The sequence below is a fragment of the Vulcanithermus mediatlanticus genome, assembly GCF_055385885.1.
Window position 1 is genome coordinate 998,408 of sequence record NZ_AP042385.1, and the last position, 20,432, is coordinate 1,018,839.

Below are 20,432 nucleotides of genomic sequence, written 5' to 3' on the forward strand. Positions count from 1 at the left end.
GCCGGCGGCGAGGCCGTCTGGTAGGGGTTGGGTTTACGATCCGGCACGCCAGCGGTCGATTCGCGCTCGCTCGATCCGTTCCCGGTTTAGGGTGACGCCGATCCCCGGCCCCTCGGGAAGCGGCATCATGCCGTCTTTGGCCTCGAGGGCCTCGTTGACGATGTCTTCATCCCAGTACCGGCTCGCGGAGGAGGTGTCGCCGGGGAGGGTGTAGTTGGGGAGGGTGGCGGCGTGGATGGCGTGGGCGCGGCCCACGCCGGTCTCCAGCATCCCGCCCATCCAGACCGGAACGCCAAAGGCCTCGGCCAGGTCGTGGATCTTTTTTGCCTCGGCGTGCCCGCCGACCCGGGCCACCTTGACGTTGATGACCCGGCCGGCGTCCATGCTGAGCGCGACACGGGCGCCTTCTTTAGAGAGGATGGACTCGTCGAGGCAGATGGGGGTTTGAATGCGGGCCTGGAGCCGGGCGTGATCGGCCAGGTCGTCGTAGGCCAGGGGCTGTTCGATGTAGTCGAGGTTGAAGGCGTCGAGTGCCCGGAAAACCCGGTCGTCGTAGATGCGATAGGCGGAGTTGGCGTCGACGGTGAGCTTGGCTTCGGGAAACGCCTCGCGGACTCTGGCGACCACCGCGACGTCCCAGCCGGGTTTGATCTTGAGCTTGATGCGCTTATACCCTTCGGCGAGGTGTTGCTCTACCAGCTCGAGGGTTCGCTCGATCGAGGGTTGGATACCGAGCGAGACCCCCACCGCGACCTCACGCCTCACGCCGCCGAGGAGGTCGGCCAGCGGCACGCCGAGCGACTTGGCCCAGAGGTCCCAAAAGGCCATCTCGACCATGGCTTTCGTCTGATGGTTCCCCCGGAAGGGCGCCAGGGTCTGGCGCAAGGCCTCTGGGTTTGGGAAGTCCTTACCCAGGACGCTGGGCAGGAGGGTTTCGGTGAGGAGCGACCTGGCCCCGGCCACGGTCTCTTCGCGGTAGAGGGGGAGTTCGGTCATGACCCCTTCGGCGTAACCTTCCAGACCTTCGCCCTGCAGGATGAGGAGCAGCACGCGCCGGGACTTTTGGGTTCCGAAAGAGGTCTCAAAACGAAACTTGAGTGGCAGCTCGAGGGTCAGCAGTTCAGCCGATTCGATTCGCATGGCCCCATGCTAAGGCCACTGTGCCGGGCCATGCCAGCCACGTGCGCCGCTCGTGGCTTCGCGAATGGTCTATGATGAGCCCAGTATGGCCGAAAAGAAGATGCCACGACGGGCGTTTTTGAAGAAGGCCGCCGCGGGGGTCGCGGCTTCCAGCGTGTTTGGCCCCGTCTACGCCCAGACGAGAAAGCGGGTTCGCTGGCGGATGGCGACCAGCTGGCCCCAGAGCCTCGACACCATCTTCGGGACGGCAAAGGCCATCGCCGACCGGGTGAAGACATTGACCGACGGGCGTTTCGAGATCGAGGTGTTTCCCGGCGGCGAGGTGGTGCCGGCGCTCGAGGTCTTCCAGGCGGTGCAAAAGGGTCGGGTCGAGATCGGCCACACCGCGAGCTACTACTACCTGAACCTTCACCCGGCCTTCGCCTTTGGCTCGGCGCTCCCCTTCGGGCTGACGGCGCGGCAGCAAAACGCCTGGTTCTACGACGGTGGCGGGCAGGATCTCCTGAACACCGAGCTCTACGCCGCCTACAACGTCATCGCCTTCCCGGCGGGCAATACCGCCGCCCAGATGGGAGGGTGGTTCCGGCGCCCGGTGGACTCCCTGGCCGACATGCGCGGCCTTCGCATGCGCATTCCCGGCCTTGGCGGGGAGGTGATGGGCCGGCTTGGGGTGAAGACCGTGGTCATAAGCGGTGGCGAGGTGTTCTCGGCCCTGCAAAGGGGCCAGATCGACGCCACCGAGTTCGTCGGCCCCTACGACGACGAAAAGCTCGGCTTTTACAAGGTCGCCCCCTACTACTACTACCCCGGCTGGTGGGAGCCCGGCACCACCACCCACGCTTTCGTCAACCTCGCGGCCTGGCGCCGCCTGCCCAAGGACTTCCAGGTGGCCCTCGAGGCCGCCGCCCACGAGGCCAACGAGCGCATGCTCGCGGCTTACGACGCCAAGAACCCGGCCGCCCTGGAGCGGCTTTTGAGCTACGGGGTGAGGCTCAGGCCCTTCCCCAAGGAGGCCATGCGGGTGGCCTACCGCGAGGCGTTCAGCCTCTACGAGGAGCTGGCGGCCAAAGACGCCACCTACCGCAAGATCTACGAGCACTGGATCCACGCCCGGACCCAGCTCTTCCGCTGGTTCGGAACCAACGAGCTCGCCTACGCCGACTTTACCTTCCCGGCCCTCTGACCCGGGATCGCCGAACCCTCCCCCGGCATTCGCCGGGGGGGTTTTTAAAACTCATCGTCCCACTCGATCTCGGCTTCCGATGTGGCTTCGGGCGAGAGGGTTTCCTGGGGCGCGCTTGTGTGCTGGCGGTCGCTGATGAGACCGAATTGCAGCGCGATGCCCCGAAGGCCCCAGCTGGCGAGCACCACCACCAGGAGGACCGAAAGCCCCCAGCCCACCTGCGCCGGAAGGCTTTGGAGCACCGAGAGGTTGATGAGCACCGCGAGCGAAGGCAGGCCCCCGTAGTTGGCCAGGATGTCGCTGAAGTAGGTCAGGCCCTCGAGCATCGCCGGCCAGAGCAGGAAGAAAAAGGCCAGGCCCAAAAGCCGCCAGTAGACGTTCCGGCCACCGAAGGTGATCCGGATGAGCTGGAGCGGGAAAAGGGCCAGCGCCCCGGCCAGGATGAACATGACCGCCCGCGGCAGTCCGGTGAAACCGAGGAGGATGGCCTGGAGGTTGAGCCAGAACCGCCTCCCGCTCGAGGGCGGACCGTTCAGGAAGTGCTCGGTCTGGGCGCCGAGCAGGGTGTAGAGGGCGGTGAGGTCAGAGCTCCGAATCCCCGGGGCGCGTCGGATCCGCTCCATGGCCACCGAGATGCGGCGGTCCATGCCCGCATCGAGGAGCTCGAAGATCGGCGAGAGCTGGGTTTCATAGCGCCACCAGGCCCGGTCGAGCCGCTCCCGGACCTCCTCGAACTTGACCGAGCTCAAAAGCGCCGAGGCCGCGCCCACGTCGCTTTGGACCGTGCTCACGGTGTTCAAAAAGTCCGAGACGTAAGAATAGCCCAGCGCCTCGGCCCTCGAGGTCACCCTGGCCCGGAGCGCGCCCGGCATCCAGGCCGGGGCGCGGAAGGTCTTGACGGCCTCGGGGAGCTGAGGCCGCGGGAGGGGCTTTGGCTCCGGCTTGGGTGGCGGGGCTGTGGCCGGGCCTTTGGCGGGTGCGGATGGGGCGACGGGCTCGGCCTTGGGTTTTGGCTCGCCGGCGCGTTCGCCCGCCACCGGCGCCGGTGGGAGGGTGGCCACCACCGGCACCAGGGCCTGGCGGATTTGCTCGATCTGCTGTTTGAAGCCTTCCTGGTCGCCCTGGGCCAGGCGACGGAGCGCTTCGATGAAGTCGGCGGGGCGGATGGCCCGCATCCGGGGGGCGTCCTGAACGATCAGGAAAAGGCCGTAGGCTTTCGACACCAAGGCGTAGGCACGCACCCGGTCGGTGGCGTCCTGGGCGAGCCCTAGGGTCTTGCCGATCGCCTCGGCGTAGGCCTGCTCGAAAAGCGCCCGGAGCCCGGCGATGTCCCTGGCGGCGGCGCGGGTCTTGGCCTGCTCGACGAGCGAGGCCGGGCGGGCGCTGGCTTTGGCCAGGCGATCGAGGAGGGTGGCCGCCGCCGCTTGATCGCCTCGGGCCACGGCCTCGAAAAAGGCGTCGTAGAGGGCTTTGGCGAAGGCGCCGCGCACCACCCAGAGGCGGCCCTCGAGGTCGGCCTTGCTCTTTCGCACCACGGCGAGCCGGGCGTCCTGGATGGCGCGTTCGATGCCCTGGGCGATAACCGCCGGCAATTCGCCCCTGCCTTTCTCGAAGGCGCGCTGGGCTTCCTCAACCAAAAGGAGCGCCTGGGCCGGGTCTTCGGCCAGGACCGATTTGGCCGTTTGCAATTTGGGGAAGACCTGGTCATAAAGCCCAGCCGCCGGCGGCGTCGCTGCCAGGGCAAAGAATGCCAGGACCACCCACGTCCACCACCACTTCTTCATTGGGGACCTCCTTTGAGCGAGAGCTCGGTCAGGCGCTTACGGATCTTGCCCAGGTTGACTTCAGGCCGGGTGATGACCGCCACCAGAAAGGCCTCGAGGGGCCGCAAGAAAATCTGCGCCTCGCGCGTAACCAAATAGGCGAACCGGTAGCCCCGGCGAGAAAGCGCGAGGCGGTGGGCGGCGAAGAGCAGCCTGGGCAGGTTCGCAGGCCCCCCGGGAAAGCGGGCCTCGCTGACCGTGGGCCCGAGGAGCATCACCCCGACCACGCCCTCTTCCCGTGCCAGGCTCATGAGGAGGGCCTGGCGCGAGCGCGGGTCGTTGGGGTCGAGCTCGGGGTTTTCGCGCCCGCCGGCGGGCGGCGTCTTCGGGCGCCGGGCCCGGGCCAGCTGCTCGATCTTGGCCACCGCCTCGGCGTAGGGACCGTTCACCTGAAAAACCGGGATCACCTGACGGATCTCCTCGACCAGCGGGCCGCGGACGAGCTGCAACCAGCGTTCGGCCGCCTCACCGGGCGCCACGCGGGCCATGGCCCGACGGATCAGGTTCTTCGCCGCTGCGGGGGGAATACCGTAGGTGCTCAGCGCTTCGATGATCAGCTGCTCGGCTTCCTGCATCGCTCCCTTATGACCGGATTATAGAGCCATTACCGGGTGGTGCCGGGCCACTTGCCGAGCCGCAGCTCTGGATCGGCCCCGCCCTCGACCCAGTGGCTGCCATCGGTGAGGACTTCCTTTTTCCAGACCGGGAGGATCAGCTTGACCCGGTCGATAGCGTAGCGGGCGGCGGCGAAGGCCTCGGGCCGGTGGGGGCTTGCGACCACGATCAGGATCGAGGCCTCGCCGGGATCGACGCGCCCCAGGCGGTGCACGATGGCGATGCGGCCCAGGTCCCAGCGGGCTCGCATCTCCTCCGCGATCTGAGCGAGCACCTTTTCCGCCATCCCGGTGTAGGCCTCGTACACCAGGTGGTCGACCGTCTTGCCCTTATTGGGGCTTCGGGTGGTTCCGAGGAAGGTGACGAGGGCGCCGAATTGGGGCTCGACCGCCCAGCCGACGATCTGGGGGAGAAGCGGCTCGAGGGGGTCTTCGGTCAGGAAGAGCTGCCCCTCGCTGCCGCCTGACACCGGCGGCAAAAAGGCCAGCTCGTCCCCGTCGTGGAGAGGGGTTTCGAGACCGGCGAAGCCCTCGTTCACCGCCGCCATACCCGCCTCGAGGCCGAGCTCGGGAAAGCGTTCCTTGAGCACCCCCACCGCGTCGGCGACCGTGGCACCTTCGGCGAGCTCGATTTCGAGCGAGCCGGTGCCGGCCTGTTCCCGGTACATCGCGAAGAGCCGCACGATAACTCGCATCCTTTAACTCCTCTCAAGCACCCTTCCCAGGGTGTAGGCCACGCTCAGGGCCTCCTTGAAGCGCATGCGCTCGGGGCCGATGAGGACCACCTCGCCCCGCCAACCGGGCCGGGAAAACCCCGACTGAACCAGGGCGGTGCCTTCGTCGACCCGGAGGTTCACGCCGCCCGGCGGGGTCATGGGCCCCGGGGGAAGGTTATCCCAAAATTCGATCACCCGCCGGAGAAAGGCGGGGTCCTCGGCCTCGGGTTCGGAGAAGACCTCGCCGACGCCCTCAAAAAAGCGCTCGCTGCGGGTGGTGCCCAAGACCCCGGCCAGGCCCTGCAGCAGGGCGTCGAGCTGCGGCGACGAACCGCGGAGCTCGGAAAGGGTCTCGGGCGCCCTCGGCCCCCTTAAGATCTCCTCGGCCTGGGCAAGGACCGCCTCGCTGGGGTCGAAGGGGAGCTCGAGGGTGCCTTCCCGCACCCTGCCCCCTTCCAGGACCGCCACCACCAGCACCCGCCGCTCGCCGAGCGGTGAGAGGTGAACTCTGAGGAGGACCGGCTGCCTGAGCGGCGCCAGCCGCAAAAGCGCAGGATAGCCCGCGAGCCTCGCCGCCATCTGCGCGGCCAGGCGTGGCCAGCCGTGGCCGGCGCGCTCGAGGGCATCGGCGATCAGCCGGGCGGTGGCCTCGGGCAGGGGGTGAGGGGGGAGGAGACCGAGCGCGTAGGTGCGAAAGCCCTTCCGGGTGGGGACCCGCCCCGCCGAGGCGTGGGGCTTGGTGATCAGCCCCTCGGCCTCGAGGGCGGCCAGATCGTAGCGCACAGTGGCGGGGCTGACCCCGAGTTCCCGGGCCAGAGCCGCCGAGGGAATCGGTCGTTTCTCGCTGATGAATCGTTCGACGAGCAGCTTGAGTAGCCGCTTTTGCCGCTCGGTCACATCTGTATTTTATCGCCACCGACCCCGCCCACCGAATGTGCGTGGTGTTAATGATTTAGGTGACGGTTGGAATAATATCGCCGGACGAAACGCCCTAGAAAGGCCATAAACCTGCATAACGTGAACGAAATAAGGTACGAGCGTCCATAAAATGGTTGACAGTGTGCATATTCATACGCTAGGCTGATCCCGAGGAGGTGGGGGTTGAAGAAGCTGGTTTGGTCCACAATGCCTCTGGTGCTCGGCCTGGCCCTGGCCGGGGGAGATATCGACGCCGGGAGTACGGCCTGGATGCTGGTGAGTACGGCGCTGGTGCTCTTGATGACGCCGGCGCTGGCCTTTTTCTACGGCGGTTTGGTGGGTCAGAAGAACGTCCTCAACACCATGATGATGAGCTTCGTCGCCCTCGGCTTCGTGGGGGTGGCGTGGGCGCTGCTGGGTTACAGCCTGGCCTACGACAACGGCGGGGCCTTCCTGGGCGGACTCGGCTATGCCGGGCTCGCCGGGTTTTTGCGAGAAGGCCAGATGCTCGTTTCGGACGGATTGCCATCGATCCTGGACGTAGCCTTTCAGGGAACCTTCGCCATCATCACCGTGGCCCTGATCTCGGGCTCGCTCGCGGGGCGGATGCGTTTTTCGGCCTGGCTTTTGTTCAGCGTGCTTTGGGTGCTCTTCGTGTACGCTCCGCTCGCCCACTGGGTGTGGGGCGGTGGGTTTTTGAAGGGGGCGCTTGATTTTGCCGGGGGCACGGTGGTCCACATCAACGCCGCCGTAGCCGGGTTGGTGGCGGCTTTGGTGCTGGGGCCACGAAAGGCATTCGGCCGGGTGGCCTTCTTGCCCCATAACGTGCCCTTTGTGCTGCTCGGGGCCGGCCTTTTGTGGTTTGGCTGGTTCGGCTTCAACGCTGGCAGCGCATATGGGGCCAACGCCAGCGCCGGGCTCGCTTTCGTGAACACCTTCCTCGCCCCGGCGGCGACCATGGTGGTGTGGACGCTCCTCGATCTCGGCCGGGCGGGCAAGGCCACCGCCGTGGGGGCGGCGACCGCGGTGGTGGTGGGGCTCGTGGCCATCACCCCGGCCGCGGGCTTCGTGGGTCCCACCGGCGCCCTCTGGATCGGCGCCCTGGCCGCGTTCCCGAGTTACTTCTTCATCCTGGCCAGGCCCCGGCTCGGGCTCGACGACTCGCTCGACGTGGTCGGGTCGCACGGCCTCGCCGGAACCCTGGGGGCGATTTTGACCGGCGTGTTCGCTTCCCAGGCCTGGGGCGGCGTGGCCGGGGGGCTCGAGGGCAACTGGGTCCAGGTCGCCATTCAGTTCAAGGCGGTGGCGGTGGCGGTGCTTTTGAGCGCGCTGGGCACTTTTGTGCTCCTCAGGCTGATCGGGTTGCTGATGCCCCTGCGCACTGCCGACCGCGAGGAAGCGATCGGCCTCGACGCCGCGTTGCACGGCGAGGAGGCCTACCCCAGCATGGAGGGCGCGATTTTGGTCCTGGACAGTGAAGGAGGTGCGGCGTGAAGCTGATCATCGCCGTGGTTCGGCCGGAGAAACTCAACGAGGTCCTCGAGGCCCTCTTCAAGGCCGAGGTCCGCGGGCTCACCATCACCCGGGTTCGGGGTCACGGCGGGGGGACCGAGCGGGTCGAGACCTACCGCGGGACCACCGTGAAGATGGGGCTTTACGACAAGGTCAAGCTCGAGATCGCGGTGAGCGATCCCTTCGTCGAGCCCACCATCGAGGCCATCCTCGCCTCGGCGCGCACTGGCGAAGTGGGGGATGGCAAGATCTTCGTGTTACCGCTGGAGCGGGTGATTCGCATCCGGACTGGGGAGGAGAACGAGGCCGCGGTCACCCCGGTCCGCCCCGGTAGTGTATAAATATTGACCTCGGGTGGCTCGGGTGGGATAATTCCCATCGGAAAGGGGGAAGATCGCATGAAGAGGATTCTGCTCCTGGCGAGTGTTCTCGTCGTGGGTCTGGGCCTGGCCAGTGCCCAGCGGTGGGACATGCACGTGGCCTGGCCGCCGGCCAACTTCCACACCAAGGGCGTGGTCAAGTTCGCCGACCTCGTCGAGCAAAAGACCGGTGGCAAGCTCAAAATCGTTGTTCATGCCGGCGGCTCCCTCGGGTTTAAGGGCGCCGAGATCTTGCGGGTGGTCCGCGACGGGACGTTGCCCATTGCTGAGGTACTCATGGGCAACGTCCAGGGCGACGAGCCGGTCTTCGGGCTGACCTCCCTGCCGCTTTTGGCCAAGAATTACGACGAGGCCTGGCGGCTCTACCAGATCGCAAAGCCCTACTACGAAAAAGCGCTCGCCCGCAATAACGCTCGCTTGCTTTACGCGGTTCCCTGGCCGCCCTCGGGGATCTACACCAAGAAACCGCTCAAAAGCGTTGCCGATTTCAAAGGGCTCAAGGTCCGTACCTACGACGCCAACTCCGCCGCCTTCGTGAGCCAGCTGGGCGCCGAGGGCATCGCCATTCCCTTCTCCGAGCTCTACACCGCCCTCTCCACCGGTTTGGTGAACGCGGTGCTCACCTCCACCGCCACCGGCGTTGACGCCAAGCTCTGGGAAGTGACGAATTACTTCCATCGCATCAATTACGCCTTCCCGCTCAACATGGTCATCGTCAACGCCCGGATGTTCGACGCCTTGCCCCAGGACGAGCAAGCGGCGATCCTCGAGGCCGCTAAGGCGATCGAGGCCATGCAGTGGAAGAACTCCAAGCGCGCCGACCTGGCCTCGGAGCTCGAGCTCAAAAACCGGGGCATGAAGGTGATCAGCGATATTCCGGCGGAGATCGAGGACGCGATGCAGGCCGCGGCCAAAACGCTCTGGGATCGCTGGCTCGGCGTCGCGGGTGAGGACGGGAAAGCCATCTTCAAGGACTACTTTGGTCAATGAGCCGACTCGTGCGTTTGCTCGAGGCCCTGGCGACCCTGGCGGGATGGGTCGCCGGGGCGCTGTTGGTGGTGACCACCGCCCTGATCTTCGTCGAGATCGCCAGCCGGGTGCTGGTCGGGCGTTCTACGATGGTGGCCCAGGAGTACTCCGGCTATCTGCTCGCGGCCATGATCTACGGCGCGGCCGGCTACACGCTGGCCCACGCCGAGCACATTCGCGTGGGGGTGATCTACGAGCGACTCTCGCCCCGGGGGCGGCTCTGGCTCGACCGCTTCGCCCTCCTCGTGGGCCTCTTCTTCTCTAGCCTGTTGGTGCTCGCCTTTTATTACCTCTTTAGCGATTCGCTCCGCTATCAAAGCCGCAGCTTTACCCCGGCGCGGACCCCCATGGTCTACCCCCACGGGGCGGTGCTCGTCGGGGCGGTCACCCTGTGGGTGCAGTTCCTGGCCAGGACGGTGAAGTCTTGGATCCATCCCCAGGCGCTGTGGAGGAGGCGGTGAGCGTCGGCGTTCTGACCGCGAGTGCGGTGATCATCGGTGTGCTCTTCTTGCTCCTTGGCCTTTCGGTCTGGGTGGCGATCTCGCTCTTTCTCACCGCGCTCTTTGCCATCTCCGCCTTCGCCTCGCCGCCGGCGATCAAGGTGCTCTCGAGCATCGCCTGGAACGCCGCGGATTCGTGGGCGCTGGTGGCGCTCCCGCTTTTCATTTATATGGGCGAGCTTTTGCTCCGCACCCGGCTATCCGAGAAGATGTTCGACGGCCTCGCCCCCTGGCTCGGGCGGCTGCCCGGAGGGCTCTTGCACGTCAACGTCGCCGCGAGCACGCTCTTTGCCGCCATCTCCGGCTCTTCCGCCGCCACCGCCGCCACCATCGGCAAGATCAACATCCCCGAGCTCAGAAAACGTGGCTACGACGAGCGGCTGGTGGTGGGTTCGCTCGCCGGGGCGGGGACGCTGGGGTTTTTGATCCCGCCCTCGCTGGTGATGATTATCTACGGGGTGCTCGCCGATGTGTCCATCGGCCGGCTCTTTATCGCTGGCATCATTCCCGGGTTGCTGCTCGCCCTTGGCTTCATGGGGTATCTGGCGGTGGTGGGGTATGTGCGGCCGGAGCTCGCCCCCCGGAGTCAGGAGCGCCACACCCTCGCCGAGCGTCTGGCCGGCCTTTTGGACCTGTTGCCGGTGACGCTTTTGATCCTGGCGGTGCTCGGGAGCATCTACACCGGCATGGCCACCCCCACCGAGTCGGCGGCCATCGGGGTGGTGGGGGCGCTCGTCCTCGCGCTCGCCTACCGCACCCTCACCTGGGCGAGCTTTGTCGAGGCCACGCTGGGGGCGGTGCGCACCACCAGCATGATCGGCCTGATCGTGGCCGGGGCCAGCGTCCTGACGACCGCCATGGGCTACGTGGGGATTCCCCGGGCGGTGGCCGAGATGATCGCCGCGATGCACCTTTCGCCCTACGCGCTGGTGGTGGTGCTGGCGCTCTTTTACATCGTGCTCGGGTTTTTCCTCGACGGCATCTCGATGATCGTGGTGACCCTGCCCATCGTCTTGCCACTGATCAAGGCCGCCGGGTTTAGCCCCCTTTGGTTCGGCATCTTCTTGGTGCTCATGGTCGAAGCGGCCCAGATCACCCCGCCGGTGGGCTTCAACCTCTTCGTGATCCAGGGCATCAGCGGGCGGCCGATCAGCTTCGTGGCCCGGGCGGCGCTCCCGTTCTTCCTCATCCTCATGGCGCTCGCCGCCTTGATCACCCTCTGGCCCGAGATCGCCCTCTATCTCCCGGGCCGCATGATGGGCCGTTAGGCCCGAGACAGACGGGAAAAAGTCGCGTTGACAGCGCCAGGGGCCCCGCATATAATCGCGTGGGGCCTTGAGGGGGCCGCTAGCTCAGTTGGTAGAGCAACCGACTTTTAATCGGTTGGTCGGGGGTTCGATTCCCTCGCGGCCCACCAAGACCTAACCCCCGCCGGAAGCCGGCGGGGGTTCTTGCGAATGGGGCCTCCGCCCTGGGCTTTTGCCACGGCGGGGCACCTAGCGCGCGGTCCAGCCCAGGTCCTGCGGCAGGCAGGCGCCGGTGATCGCGCCCGCGGCATCCGTGGCCAGAAAAAGGGCCAGGGCAGCCACTTCCTCGGGCTCGATCAGCCGCTTGATCGCCGCCGGCTCGAGCATGACCTTCTCGATCACCTCGCCTTCGGAGATGCCGAGCGAGCGGGCCTGGTCGGCGATCTGCCCCTCGACCAGCGGCGTGCGCACGTAGGCGGGGCAGATGGCGTTGGCGGTGACGCCAAAAGGGCCGCCCTCGAGGGCCGCGACCTTGGTGAGGCCGAGGAGCGCGTGCTTGGCGCTCACGTAGCCGGCCTTGAACGGGCTTGCCACCACGCTGTGGATCGACCCCAGGTTGATAATGCGCCCCCAGCCATTCACCTTCATGCCCGGCAGGAAGGCGCGGATGAGCAGGAAGGGCGCGGTGACCATGACCGAAAGCATCGTCTCCCAGACCTCGGGCGGGAATTCCTCCAGGGGGGCCACGTGCTGAAACCCGGCGTTGTTGACCAGGACGTCGACGCCGCCGTAGCGATCGAGCACCGTTTCCGCGAGCACGCGCACTGCCGACCGGTCGCTCAGGTCGACCTGGAAGCTGTCCGGACTATCGAGCGGCGCCTTGTCCACGCGAATGACCCGGTATCCGGCTTCGGCGAACGCCTCGGCGATGGCCTTGCCGATGCCGGATGCCGCACCCGTGACCAGCGCTGTCTTTGCCATGCTTCAGGATAACGGGGTGTTCCCAGCAGGCGGCAACGCCCTCTATACTTAATGCCGTGCCGGAAAAGACCCTCATCGTTGTCGAGTCTCCGGCCAAGGCAAGGACGCTCTCTAAGATCCTTGGCAGGAACTTCGATGTTAAAGCCAGTCTCGGTCACGTCATCGACCTTCCCGAGCGCCAGCTCGGGGTTGACGTCGAGCACGATTTTGCCCCGACCTATGAGGTGAAACGGGGCAAGAAGCGGGTGGTCCGAGAACTCGAGGCCGCGGCCAAGAAGGCGAACAAAATCCTGGTCGCCACCGACCCCGACCGCGAGGGTGAGGCAATTGGCTACCACGTGGCGACCCTTTTGAAGCTTGATCCCTCGCGGCCGGTGCGGGCGGAATTCCACGAGATCACCCCCCGGGCGATCAAGGAGGCGCTGAAAAACCCCCGTCCTATCGACAAAAAGCGTGTGGACGCCCAGCAGGCGCGGCGGGTGCTCGACCGGCTCGTGGGCTACAACCTCTCGCCGCTCCTCTCCGAAAAGTTCCGTCGCCGGGCGCTCTCGGCGGGGCGGGTGCAGTCGGTGGCCCTCCGGCTCGTCGTCGAGCGCGAAGAGGAGATCGAGGCCTTCCGTCCCCAGGAGTACTGGACTCTCGAGGGCCGCTTCGAAAGCGGCGAAAAGGTCTTCCAGGCCGAGCTCTACCAGGTTGACGGCCGGCGAGTTCGGGAAAAGAAGGGCGGGGTGGAATCCTTCCTCATCACCTCCGAGGCCCAAGCCCGCGAGATCGAGCGGCGGGCCCATGAGGCCGGCCCCTACCGCGTGGCCACGGTCGAGTCCAAGGAACGGAAAAAGAAGGCCCCGCCGCCCTTTACCACCAGTACGCTGCAGCAGGCGGCTTCGTCTCGCTTTGGCTGGAGCGCGGGGCGCACCATGCGGGTGGCCCAGCGGTTGTATGAGGGGGTGGACCTCGAGGGCGAGCGGGTGGGGCTCATCACTTACATGCGCACCGACTCGACCCGGGTCGCCCCCGAGGCCGTCACCGAGGCCCGGCGTTATATCGCCGAGGCCTTTGGCCAGGCTTACCTCCCGGCAAAACCCCCCGTCTACCGGGCGAAAAAGGGCGCCCAGGACGCCCACGAGGCCATCCGCCCCACCAGCGTGCTGCGGACGCCGGAGAAGGTCCGTCCCTACCTTTCGGACGAGGAAGCCAAGCTCTACGAGCTGATCTGGCGGCGCTTTCTTGCCAGCCAGATGCCCCCGGCGCACTACCGGCTGACCTCGGCCACCCTCGAGGCCGGGGGGCTCGTCTTCCGCGCCAGCGGCAGCCAGCTCCTCTTCGACGGGTACCTCCGGGTCCTGGATCGGGAGGAGACCGACCGCGAGCTCCCCGAGCTCACGGTCGGCGAGGTGGCGAAGCTTGCTCAGCTCAAGGCCGAGGTCCACTTCACCCAGCCTCCACCCAGATACACCGATGCCTCGCTGGTCAAGGTCCTCGAGGAGAAGGGGATCGGCCGGCCCAGCACCTACGCCCCCACCATCGAGACCCTGGAAAAGCGCGGCTACGTCGAGCGCGAGGGCCGGGCGCTGGTGCCCACCCCGCTCGGCCGCGAGGTGGTGGGGTTTTTAAAGACCCACTTCCCCCGGGTTTTGGCCTACGACTTCACCGCCAGGATGGAGGCGGCCCTCGACGAGGTCGAGGAGGGGGCGCGGCCCTGGCCCGAGGCGGTCCGGGCGTTCTACGAGCCCTTCATGGAGGAGTTCGGCCGGGTGCCGCGCAAGACCTGCCCGGTGTGCGGCCGGCCGCTCGAGGTGAAGGTGGGTCGCTTCGGCCAGTTCCTGGGCTGCACCGGCTACCCCGAGTGCACCTACACCGAGCCCCTCGAGGAGCGCCGCGAGGCCGAGCCGATCGGCGAGCCCTGCCCCAAATGCGGTGCCGAGCTGGTCCGCAAATGGGGGCGTTTCGGGCCTTTCATCGCCTGCTCGCGCTATCCCGAGTGTGACTACACCCGCGACGAGGCCGCGTCCACCGGGCTCACCTGTCCCAAGTGCCAAAAAGGCGAGATCGTGGCCAAGAAAAGCCGCAAGGGCCGGGCGTATTGGCGTTGCGATCAGAGCGAGTGCGACTTCGTGGTCTTCGACCCGCCGACGGGGGAAAAGTGTCCAAAGTGCGGTTGGCTCATGGTGAAAAAGGGCCGGCGCGAGGTCTTGAAGTGCTCGAACCCGGCCTGCGAGGACTACGCTTACCCCCGCTTTTTGGAGAAAAAGGGCGAACGGAGCGCAAAGCGCGTATCCCGACGGAAGAAGGCTAAGAAAAAAGCGAAAGCGAGCGGAAAGAAAGCGAGCTGGGCCGACTTAAAACCCTTCCTCGAGGGCCTTTCCGGTGAAGAAGCCAAGATCGCGGTGCTGGTCGAGGAAAAGGGCGAGCCGATCGCCTCGGCCGCCAAAGCGCTCGGCGTGGATCTCGAGGCAGCGGAAAAGCTTTACAAGCGTGCCCTATTCAAGCTGCGCATGGCCTACGGTCGGGCGAAGAAGGCCGCGGTGGAGGCGTAGCGCCGCCACCGCGGCCAATCGCGCTTACGCCAGGTCGTCCATCACCTCGCGAATCGGCTTTTTCCGGCAGGTGAACATCGGGGTGTCGCGCAGGGTGTAGAGGCTGGCCTCGGAAAAGCGCAGCCGGTGCACCAGGTCCACGAACTCCTGGGGGTGATCGGCGTCGAAGGCGACCACGAATTCCTGGTCGTCGATGCCGTAGGAGTAGCTGGTGTTGAGGCGCACGCCGGTGAAGGGCGCCGAGAGGTAGATGTGCTCGTCCATCATGCCCTGACGGGTGTGGGGGGTGAGCTTGTACCACTCGCGCTTTTTCACGAAGGGGTAGACGAAGAGGTATTTGCCCTCACCGGGTCGCACCTCGACGCCCTCGCCCTCGGGGTTGTAGCGGTCGACGTAGATCGAGCGCTTTTGCATCGAGAGGAAGCTGTAGGGCTGGGTGAGGTAGCCCATGAGCGCGGTGGCGTTGAGCGCCGCTTGCATCTCCTGGAAAAGCACCGGGTCGAAGGCGATGCGCCAGATCATGAAATCGACGTCGGCCCTGAGGCCCACCAGCGAATAGGTACGCACGATGAAGTCGTCGCGCCCGGCCCAGGCCTCGACCACGGCGGCGAACTCCACCTTCGCTTCTTCCCGTTCGGCCTTATCCAGCCTGCGGAATGCGGGGTCGAGTTTGAAAAAGGCGTAGTTGAGGAACTGACGCTTGGCCCGGTCGGGGGCCTTTTCGATGACCAGCCCGGCGGGGTCGATGTCGAACATCCGTCGGGTGGGGGCTTCCTTATACTGGCGTACTTCGGGCTTTTTCCTCATACACGCGTTAGTTTATCGGAATGACTGAGTTTGTGCGAGCCGGGTATGCTGCCCCCATGTCGCGGACGACCTACGCCGTGCTTTCCCTTCTCTACATGGGCGTGATCTACCTCGTCTCGGCCCAGCCGGGGAGTGCCGTGGGCCTGCCGTCGCCGTGGGACAAGCTCGCGCACCTGGTGGAGTACGCCCTGCTCGGGTTTTTGCTGGGCCGGGCCACCGAGCGCCCGGGATGGGCCTGGGCGCTCGCCGCCCTTTACGGGGCGAGCGACGAGTTCCACCAGGGGTTCGTCCCCGGCCGCGAGGTGAGCCTTTGGGACTGGCTCGCCGACGCGGCCGGGGCGGGCCTTGGCAGTTGGTTGAGCGCGCGCCGGCCTTAAGCGACCTCGAAGACCCACTGACCTCCGCGCATCAGGGGAACGCGGGTGCCGCCCTTGCGTATGCCGTCGACGTCCATCGCCTCCGAGCCGATCATCCAGTCCTGGTGCACCTGGCTTTGGTTCATCCCCCTTTGCGCACGGGCCTCGGGGGTGAGGGCTTCGGCGTCCTTGAGGTTTTCCGCATAGGCCTGGCCGAAGGCGATGTGGCTGGCGGCGTTTTCGTCGAAGAGGGTGTTGAGGAAGAGCACCCCTGCCTTCTTGACCCCCGAGTCGACGGGCACCAGCGCCACCTCACCCAGCCGCTTTGCCCCTTCGTCGGCCGAGAGCAAGGCTTCGACGGCCTTTTGGCCCTCTTCGGCCTGGACACGAACGGCGACCCCGTCCCGAAAGCGCACGGTGAGCCCCCTCACCAAGACACCGTTTAAGGAAAAGGGCATGGTGGCGCTGACCACGCCGTCGACCCGATCGCGGTGGGGCATGGTGAAGACCTCCTCGGTGGGGATGTTGGGGAGGCACGTGACGCCGTTTTTGGCCTGACCCCAGCCGCCCTGCCAGAGGTGGCCTTCGGCCAGGCCTACCACCAGGTCGGTGCCCGGGCCGCGGAAGTGCAGGGCGTCGAAGTTTTGCTCGCTCAGGTAGCGGGCACGCGCCGTGAGCTCGTCGGCCCGCTGTCGCCAGGCGGCCACCGGGTCGGCCTCGTCGAGCCGGGTGGCCTTGGCGATCGCGGTTTTGAGCGCCTTGAGTGCCTCATCTTCCGGGAGGTCGGGGAACACCGCCTTCGCCCATCCCCGGGAGGGATAGCCGACGATCGTCCAGTTGATCCGGAACTCCGAGATGCGAATTAGCATCGGCCGGTAGGCCTCCCGCGTGGCCTGCATATGTTTGCCGACCTTCTCCGGGGGAATTTCGCCGAAAAGACCGGGGTCGGTGCCGGTGATGGCGAGCCGGGCCGCCCCCTCGTCGAAGGCCCGGGCCACGGCCTCGAAGAACCAGCGGGGAGCGTGGTTGAGCGCGGTTTCGTTTCCGTAGCGGAGACGGGCCAGGCTGACTTCATCGTCGGAGATGAGCGGGAAGACGCCCGCCGCCCCGGCGCCATAGGCCGCCCTGGCGATGGCCCGCACCAGGGGCAGATGATCGACGTGGGCGGTCAGGAAGATCTCCTGTCCCTCCTCGAGGTTGAGGCCAACGCGTACGGCGAGTTCGGCGAGTTTGGTTTCGAAGTCGTCCATGGCTCAAAGCTTATAGGTTTTCCCGCCACCACTCGAGGTAGGCCTCCAGCCGGGCCAACCGGCGGTCAGGGCGTCCGGAACGGGAGAGCTCGTGGCCTTCTTCCGGCACCCGGAAGAACTTGGCCTTGACCCCGTGGTAAAAGAGCGCGGTGTACCAGGTTTCCCCCTGATCGATGGGGCAGCGGTGATCGGCTTCCGAGTGCACCACGAGCGTCGGGGCCTTGACCCGGTGCGCAAGCCGCAAAGGGCTCTTTTCCCAAAGGCGTTCCGGGCGTTCCCAGGGGCTCGCTCCGATTTCCAGCAAGGTGAACCGGATCCCGATGTCGCTGGCGCCAAAAAAGCTCGTCCAGTTGGCGATCGAGCGGTCGGTCACCGCGGCCTTGAAGCGGTCCGGGTGGCGGGCGGTCAGCCAGTTGGTCATGAAGCCGCCGTAGCTGCCGCCGGCCACCCCCACGCGGTTCCGATCGATGGGGAAATGCTCGAGGACGTGGTCCAAAAAGCCCATGAGGTCGGCTTCGTCGGCTTCACCCCAGCGGCCCTCGAGCAGGGCGAACGCCTGGCCGTAACCGGTCGAGCCCCGGGGGTTGGCGAAGGCCACCGCGTAGCCTGCGGCGCGAAAGAGCGCGAGCTCGAGCATCATCGCCTCTCCGAAGGCGGTGTGCGGCCCGCCGTGGATGTAGAGCACGAGCGGATGTGGCCCCTCGCCCTCGGGCAGCCAGATCCAGCCGGGAACCCGGTGCCCCTCGGGGCTTTGCCAGGCGGTGGGGGTGGGGGGCGGGAGTTCGGGCAAGACGCCGGCGTTGGGGTCGAAGACCTCCTGGCCGTCGATCCACAGGCGGGGCGGGTGGACAAAGTCCTCGACCAGGGCCGCCCTGCCATCCAGGGCGAATGTCACCGCCGACTTTTCGGGGCCGATCCGCTCGGCCTGGCCTTCCAGGCTGATGGCATAGAGCCGGGCCCGGCCTTCCTCGGTGCGGAGCAGGTAGATGCGACCGTCGGCGCCAAAACGCGGTCCCTGGGCGTAGCTGCCGTAGCGGACGTCCGAGTTGATCGAGTTGCCGAGCGCGCCGGAAAAGAGGGCCCGGGGCTCGCTCTCCCCGTAGGGGAGGAAATAGAGCCGGGGCTCGGTCCCGCCCCCGTGCTCGAAGGCGTGGGCGAGAAAGGCGAGCCCCTCGGGGCCCGCGACCAGGTTCTGGATCGGCCCCACCCCGCCCCAGACCTTTTCGGTTTGGCCGCTGTGGTGTCGGTAGAGGGTTTCCCGCCAGAAAGCGCCTTCGCGTGGGTTCTCTGCGGCGACGAAGTAGAGGGCGCCATCCGCGCCCAGCGCCACCGAAGTGGGGCCGGGGAAGCGCTCGAGACGCTTTTCACCGTTCACGTAGAGCTCGACCGGCGCTTCGGACAACAGCCCTCGGGCGTCGAACTTGAAGGGCCAGCTCGAATAGGTCCGCGGGGTGCCCGCCTTGGGGTCTTCTGCCCGGGTCCAGGCGACGAGTTCGCCACCCGGCCCCAGGGCATAACCCAGCACGCCGCCGGAGAAGCGGGTGAGCTGCTCGGGCTCGCCGCCCCCGAGCGGGAGAGCAAAGAGCTGGGGACGGTCGTCGACCTTGCGCAGGAAGTAGACCCGGTCGCCGTGGTAGCGGGGGGCGCGGGCCTCGCCCTGGGTGAGCCAGCGAAGGGCCCCGTCCCAGATGGCAAGGCGCGAGCGGTAGGCCGGCGCTTCGCCATCCTCGATCTCGGTGACGACGAAGATCGGCTGGCCCTCCGGGCCGGCCTCGAGGTCGGACAGGAACTTGAGCTTGAAGAGCGTCTTGGCCTCCATGGTCCCAGCATATCCGGCGTTAACCCCTTGTTAACTTCGCTCTCCGAGATTAGACCCGGAGGTGAGTTTTATGAAAGCAAAGCGTTTCGGCGGCTTCATTCTCCTGGGAAGCCTTTTGGTGCTCGCGGCGTGCAGCCAGCAACCGCTCGCCGGCACCGGAACCCAGACCACCCTGGCCGGGGTGGTGGGTGGCACAGACGGTAACCTGACCCTCGCCGGCCAGCCAATCGACCTGAGTAGCGCGACGATCACCGAAAACGGCGATCCGGTGACCGCCACCCAGGCCGTGGGTCAGGTGGCGATTCACCCCGGGATGTTCATCTACGCCCAGGGCACCGACGTCGGCGGTAAGGTCAAGGTGAGCGCCGCCGACATCCAGATCGAGGTCAGGGGCCAGATCGAGAGCGTCGACGTCGCCAACGCCACCCTCACCGTGCTCGGCCAGACCATTGCCGTCGACGCCCTGACCCGTATTTATGAGGAAAACCCCGACGGCACCTACACCACCCTGGCGCTCGCCGATCTGGCCACGGGCACGGGCGACTACGTGAAGGTCTCGGGCACCCGCCAGGCCGACGGCACCGTACTCGCCACCTATATCGAGCGCAAGGTGGTGAGCTCGGGCGGCGCGCCCTCGACGGTGGAGGCCAAGGGCTTCGCCTGTAACCTCGACGATCAGGCCAAGACGTTCGATCTGGGCGCCGACAAGACCTGCACCACGGTGGGGCCGAGCGTGGACTACTCGAGCGCCAATGTGAGTGGGACCCCGACGCCAGACGCCTTCGTCGAGGTGAAGGGGACCTTCGACAGCGCTCAGAACACGATCACCGCCAGCAAGGTCGAGTTCAAGTCCGGCATGGGCGAGCACGCGAACGTTGACCAGGGCAAGGGCGAGCAGGCCGAGCTCTTCGGCCCGATCGCAAGCCTCGATGAAACCCAGAAAACCTTTACCCTGGCCGGCTACACCGTGGATTACAGCCAGGCCACCCTGGACAGCCACGGCCAGCTCGCCGACGGCGCTTACGTCGAGGTCAAGGGCCAGGTGGATGCCAGCGACCCCACGCTGATCCACGCCACCCGGGTCGAGGTGAAGTACGCGCACGGCGGCAAGGGGACTTCCGACGGCGAGGTCAAGGGGATGGTCGACAGCGTTGACGCCGCTGACACCACCCACATGCTCATTACCGTCGGCGGGATGACCTTCTGGGCCGATCAAGACACCATCGTCAAGCAGGACGATCCCGATGGCCCGCTCGCTTTTGCCGACATCAAAGCCGGGGACTGGGTTGAGGTCAAGTACGACAGCCAGAATCCCGACGCGAGCGGTAACCCCTACGCCACCAAGATCGAGGTCAAGAACATGGGCGGCATGAAGGGCGGCATGGGGATGATGGTTGACCTCGAGGGCCCGGTCAAGAACCTCGACGCCACGAACCATACCTTCGAGGTTTCCGGGTATGCGGTGACGGTGGATCAGGACACCGTCTACGAGGCCAATAACCAACGCGTTAGCGCCAATGATTTCTGGAACCAGATCCAAAACGATGACCGGGTCGAGGTCAAGGGGACGGATCAGGGCAATAACACCGTGCTGGCCAAGAAGATCGAGCTCAAATAAGG

At 66.4% G+C, this 20,432-nt stretch carries 18 protein-coding genes and 1 tRNA gene; 10 read left to right on the plus strand and 9 right to left on the minus strand.

What is annotated here, in order from left to right; all coding sequences use genetic code 11:
• Positions 1 to 33 precede the first annotated feature (33 nt).
• Positions 34 to 1,140 (minus strand): o-succinylbenzoate synthase, encoded by a 1,107-nt coding sequence (menC, locus tag ACZ5BT_RS06075; RefSeq protein ID WP_464885704.1) that lies wholly within the window; start codon positions 1,138 to 1,140, stop codon positions 34 to 36.
• A 100-nt stretch (positions 1,141 to 1,240) separates the two neighbouring features.
• On the opposite strand from menC, the gene ACZ5BT_RS06080 reads away from it, so the two are divergent.
• A complete protein-coding gene (locus tag ACZ5BT_RS06080; RefSeq protein ID WP_464885776.1) occupies positions 1,241 to 2,323 on the plus strand; it encodes a TRAP transporter substrate-binding protein in 1,083 nt (360 codons plus the stop codon).
• Between the two features lie 44 nt (positions 2,324 to 2,367).
• On the opposite strand, the gene ACZ5BT_RS06085 is transcribed toward ACZ5BT_RS06080, so the two are convergent.
• From ACZ5BT_RS06085 to ACZ5BT_RS06100, 4 genes are read right to left on the minus strand one after another with little or no spacing between them, the layout of a single operon-like run.
• Positions 2,368 to 4,107, minus strand: coding sequence for a hypothetical protein (locus tag ACZ5BT_RS06085; RefSeq protein WP_464885705.1), 1,740 nt, complete (start codon positions 4,105 to 4,107; stop codon positions 2,368 to 2,370).
• Positions 4,104 to 4,721: a hypothetical protein gene (locus tag ACZ5BT_RS06090; RefSeq protein ID WP_464885706.1), complete on the minus strand. Its 618-nt coding sequence runs from the start codon at positions 4,719 to 4,721 to the stop codon at positions 4,104 to 4,106. The genes ACZ5BT_RS06085 and ACZ5BT_RS06090 overlap by 4 nt, the downstream gene beginning before the upstream one ends.
• A 29-nt stretch (positions 4,722 to 4,750) precedes the next feature.
• Complete coding sequence (locus ACZ5BT_RS06095) at positions 4,751 to 5,455, minus strand: molybdenum cofactor biosynthesis protein (protein ID WP_464885707.1); 705 nt, start codon at positions 5,453 to 5,455, stop codon at positions 4,751 to 4,753.
• Positions 5,456 to 5,458: 3 nt separating this feature from the next.
• Positions 5,459 to 6,373 (minus strand): HTH domain-containing protein, encoded by a 915-nt coding sequence (locus tag ACZ5BT_RS06100; RefSeq protein WP_464885708.1) that lies wholly within the window; start codon positions 6,371 to 6,373, stop codon positions 5,459 to 5,461.
• 228 nt (positions 6,374 to 6,601) lie between these two features.
• On the opposite strand from ACZ5BT_RS06100, the gene ACZ5BT_RS06105 reads away from it, so the two are divergent.
• The 6 genes from ACZ5BT_RS06105 (at position 6,602) to ACZ5BT_RS06130 (ending at position 11,232) form a co-directional block, all read left to right on the plus strand.
• Positions 6,602 to 7,888: an ammonium transporter gene (locus ACZ5BT_RS06105; protein WP_464885777.1), complete on the plus strand. Its 1,287-nt coding sequence runs from the start codon at positions 6,602 to 6,604 to the stop codon at positions 7,886 to 7,888.
• A complete protein-coding gene (locus ACZ5BT_RS06110; protein ID WP_464885709.1) occupies positions 7,885 to 8,247 on the plus strand; it encodes a P-II family nitrogen regulator in 363 nt (120 codons plus the stop codon). Before ACZ5BT_RS06105 ends, ACZ5BT_RS06110 begins: the two co-directional genes overlap by 4 nt.
• Before the next feature lie 57 nt (positions 8,248 to 8,304).
• Positions 8,305 to 9,276, plus strand: coding sequence for a TRAP transporter substrate-binding protein (locus ACZ5BT_RS06115; protein WP_464885710.1), 972 nt, complete (start codon positions 8,305 to 8,307; stop codon positions 9,274 to 9,276).
• A complete protein-coding gene (locus tag ACZ5BT_RS06120; protein WP_464885711.1) occupies positions 9,273 to 9,776 on the plus strand; it encodes a TRAP transporter small permease subunit in 504 nt (167 codons plus the stop codon). Before ACZ5BT_RS06115 ends, ACZ5BT_RS06120 begins: the two co-directional genes overlap by 4 nt.
• The gene (locus ACZ5BT_RS06125) at positions 9,773 to 11,083 is read left to right on the plus strand and encodes a TRAP transporter large permease (protein WP_464885712.1); all 1,311 of its coding nucleotides are present in this window, start codon (positions 9,773 to 9,775) and stop codon (positions 11,081 to 11,083) included. Before ACZ5BT_RS06120 ends, ACZ5BT_RS06125 begins: the two co-directional genes overlap by 4 nt.
• A 73-nt stretch (positions 11,084 to 11,156) precedes the next feature.
• Positions 11,157 to 11,232: transfer RNA gene (locus tag ACZ5BT_RS06130), tRNA-Lys, on the plus strand.
• A gap of 79 nt (positions 11,233 to 11,311) precedes the next feature.
• On the opposite strand, the gene ACZ5BT_RS06135 is transcribed toward ACZ5BT_RS06130, so the two are convergent.
• Positions 11,312 to 12,043: a 3-hydroxybutyrate dehydrogenase gene (locus ACZ5BT_RS06135; protein WP_464885713.1), complete on the minus strand. Its 732-nt coding sequence runs from the start codon at positions 12,041 to 12,043 to the stop codon at positions 11,312 to 11,314.
• Positions 12,044 to 12,099: 56 nt separating this feature from the next.
• On the opposite strand from ACZ5BT_RS06135, the gene topA reads away from it, so the two are divergent.
• Positions 12,100 to 14,580 (plus strand): type I DNA topoisomerase, encoded by a 2,481-nt coding sequence (gene topA, locus ACZ5BT_RS06140; protein ID WP_464885714.1) that lies wholly within the window; start codon positions 12,100 to 12,102, stop codon positions 14,578 to 14,580.
• Positions 14,581 to 14,604: 24 nt separating this feature from the next.
• On the opposite strand, the gene ACZ5BT_RS06145 is transcribed toward topA, so the two are convergent.
• Positions 14,605 to 15,387: a chlorite dismutase family protein gene (locus ACZ5BT_RS06145; RefSeq protein ID WP_464885715.1), complete on the minus strand. Its 783-nt coding sequence runs from the start codon at positions 15,385 to 15,387 to the stop codon at positions 14,605 to 14,607.
• A 56-nt stretch (positions 15,388 to 15,443) separates the two neighbouring features.
• Here ACZ5BT_RS06145 and ACZ5BT_RS06150 point away from each other — a divergent pair, with 56 nt between their 5' ends.
• Positions 15,444 to 15,764, plus strand: a complete 321-nt coding sequence (locus ACZ5BT_RS06150) for a VanZ family protein (RefSeq protein WP_464885716.1) — start codon at positions 15,444 to 15,446, stop codon at positions 15,762 to 15,764.
• On the opposite strand, the gene ACZ5BT_RS06155 is transcribed toward ACZ5BT_RS06150, so the two are convergent.
• Positions 15,761 to 16,993, minus strand: coding sequence for an aminopeptidase (locus ACZ5BT_RS06155; protein WP_464885717.1), 1,233 nt, complete (start codon positions 16,991 to 16,993; stop codon positions 15,761 to 15,763). The two genes, ACZ5BT_RS06150 and ACZ5BT_RS06155, sit on opposite strands and share 4 nt — an antisense overlap.
• A gap of 10 nt (positions 16,994 to 17,003) precedes the next feature.
• A complete protein-coding gene (locus ACZ5BT_RS06160; protein ID WP_464885718.1) occupies positions 17,004 to 18,812 on the minus strand; it encodes a S9 family peptidase in 1,809 nt (602 codons plus the stop codon).
• A gap of 70 nt (positions 18,813 to 18,882) precedes the next feature.
• On the opposite strand from ACZ5BT_RS06160, the gene ACZ5BT_RS06165 reads away from it, so the two are divergent.
• Positions 18,883 to 20,430: a DUF5666 domain-containing protein gene (locus tag ACZ5BT_RS06165; protein WP_464885719.1), complete on the plus strand. Its 1,548-nt coding sequence runs from the start codon at positions 18,883 to 18,885 to the stop codon at positions 20,428 to 20,430.
• Positions 20,431 to 20,432: the final 2 nt, after the last annotated feature.

What these genes read in the sequence shown, in the direction of transcription:
- menC (WP_464885704.1), bottom strand. Translation starts at nt 1,140, where the DNA reads ATGCGAATCGAATCGGCTGAACTGCTGACCCTCGAGCTGCCACTCAAG.
- ACZ5BT_RS06080 (WP_464885776.1), top strand. Translation starts at nt 1,241, where the DNA reads ATGCCACGACGGGCGTTTTTGAAGAAGGCCGCCGCGGGGGTCGCGGCT.
- ACZ5BT_RS06085 (WP_464885705.1), bottom strand. Translation starts at nt 4,107, where the DNA reads ATGAAGAAGTGGTGGTGGACGTGGGTGGTCCTGGCATTCTTTGCCCTG.
- ACZ5BT_RS06090 (WP_464885706.1), bottom strand. Translation starts at nt 4,721, where the DNA reads ATGCAGGAAGCCGAGCAGCTGATCATCGAAGCGCTGAGCACCTACGGT.
- ACZ5BT_RS06095 (WP_464885707.1), bottom strand. Translation starts at nt 5,455, where the DNA reads ATGCGAGTTATCGTGCGGCTCTTCGCGATGTACCGGGAACAGGCCGGC.
- ACZ5BT_RS06105 (WP_464885777.1), top strand. Translation starts at nt 6,602, where the DNA reads ATGCCTCTGGTGCTCGGCCTGGCCCTGGCCGGGGGAGATATCGACGCC.
- ACZ5BT_RS06115 (WP_464885710.1), top strand. Translation starts at nt 8,305, where the DNA reads ATGAAGAGGATTCTGCTCCTGGCGAGTGTTCTCGTCGTGGGTCTGGGC.
- ACZ5BT_RS06120 (WP_464885711.1), top strand. Translation starts at nt 9,273, where the DNA reads ATGAGCCGACTCGTGCGTTTGCTCGAGGCCCTGGCGACCCTGGCGGGA.
- ACZ5BT_RS06135 (WP_464885713.1), bottom strand. Translation starts at nt 12,043, where the DNA reads ATGGCAAAGACAGCGCTGGTCACGGGTGCGGCATCCGGCATCGGCAAG.
- ACZ5BT_RS06145 (WP_464885715.1), bottom strand. Translation starts at nt 15,387, where the DNA reads ATGAGGAAAAAGCCCGAAGTACGCCAGTATAAGGAAGCCCCCACCCGA.
- ACZ5BT_RS06150 (WP_464885716.1), top strand. Translation starts at nt 15,444, where the DNA reads ATGTCGCGGACGACCTACGCCGTGCTTTCCCTTCTCTACATGGGCGTG.
- ACZ5BT_RS06155 (WP_464885717.1), bottom strand. Translation starts at nt 16,993, where the DNA reads ATGGACGACTTCGAAACCAAACTCGCCGAACTCGCCGTACGCGTTGGC.
- ACZ5BT_RS06160 (WP_464885718.1), bottom strand. Translation starts at nt 18,812, where the DNA reads ATGGAGGCCAAGACGCTCTTCAAGCTCAAGTTCCTGTCCGACCTCGAG.
- ACZ5BT_RS06165 (WP_464885719.1), top strand. Translation starts at nt 18,883, where the DNA reads ATGAAAGCAAAGCGTTTCGGCGGCTTCATTCTCCTGGGAAGCCTTTTG.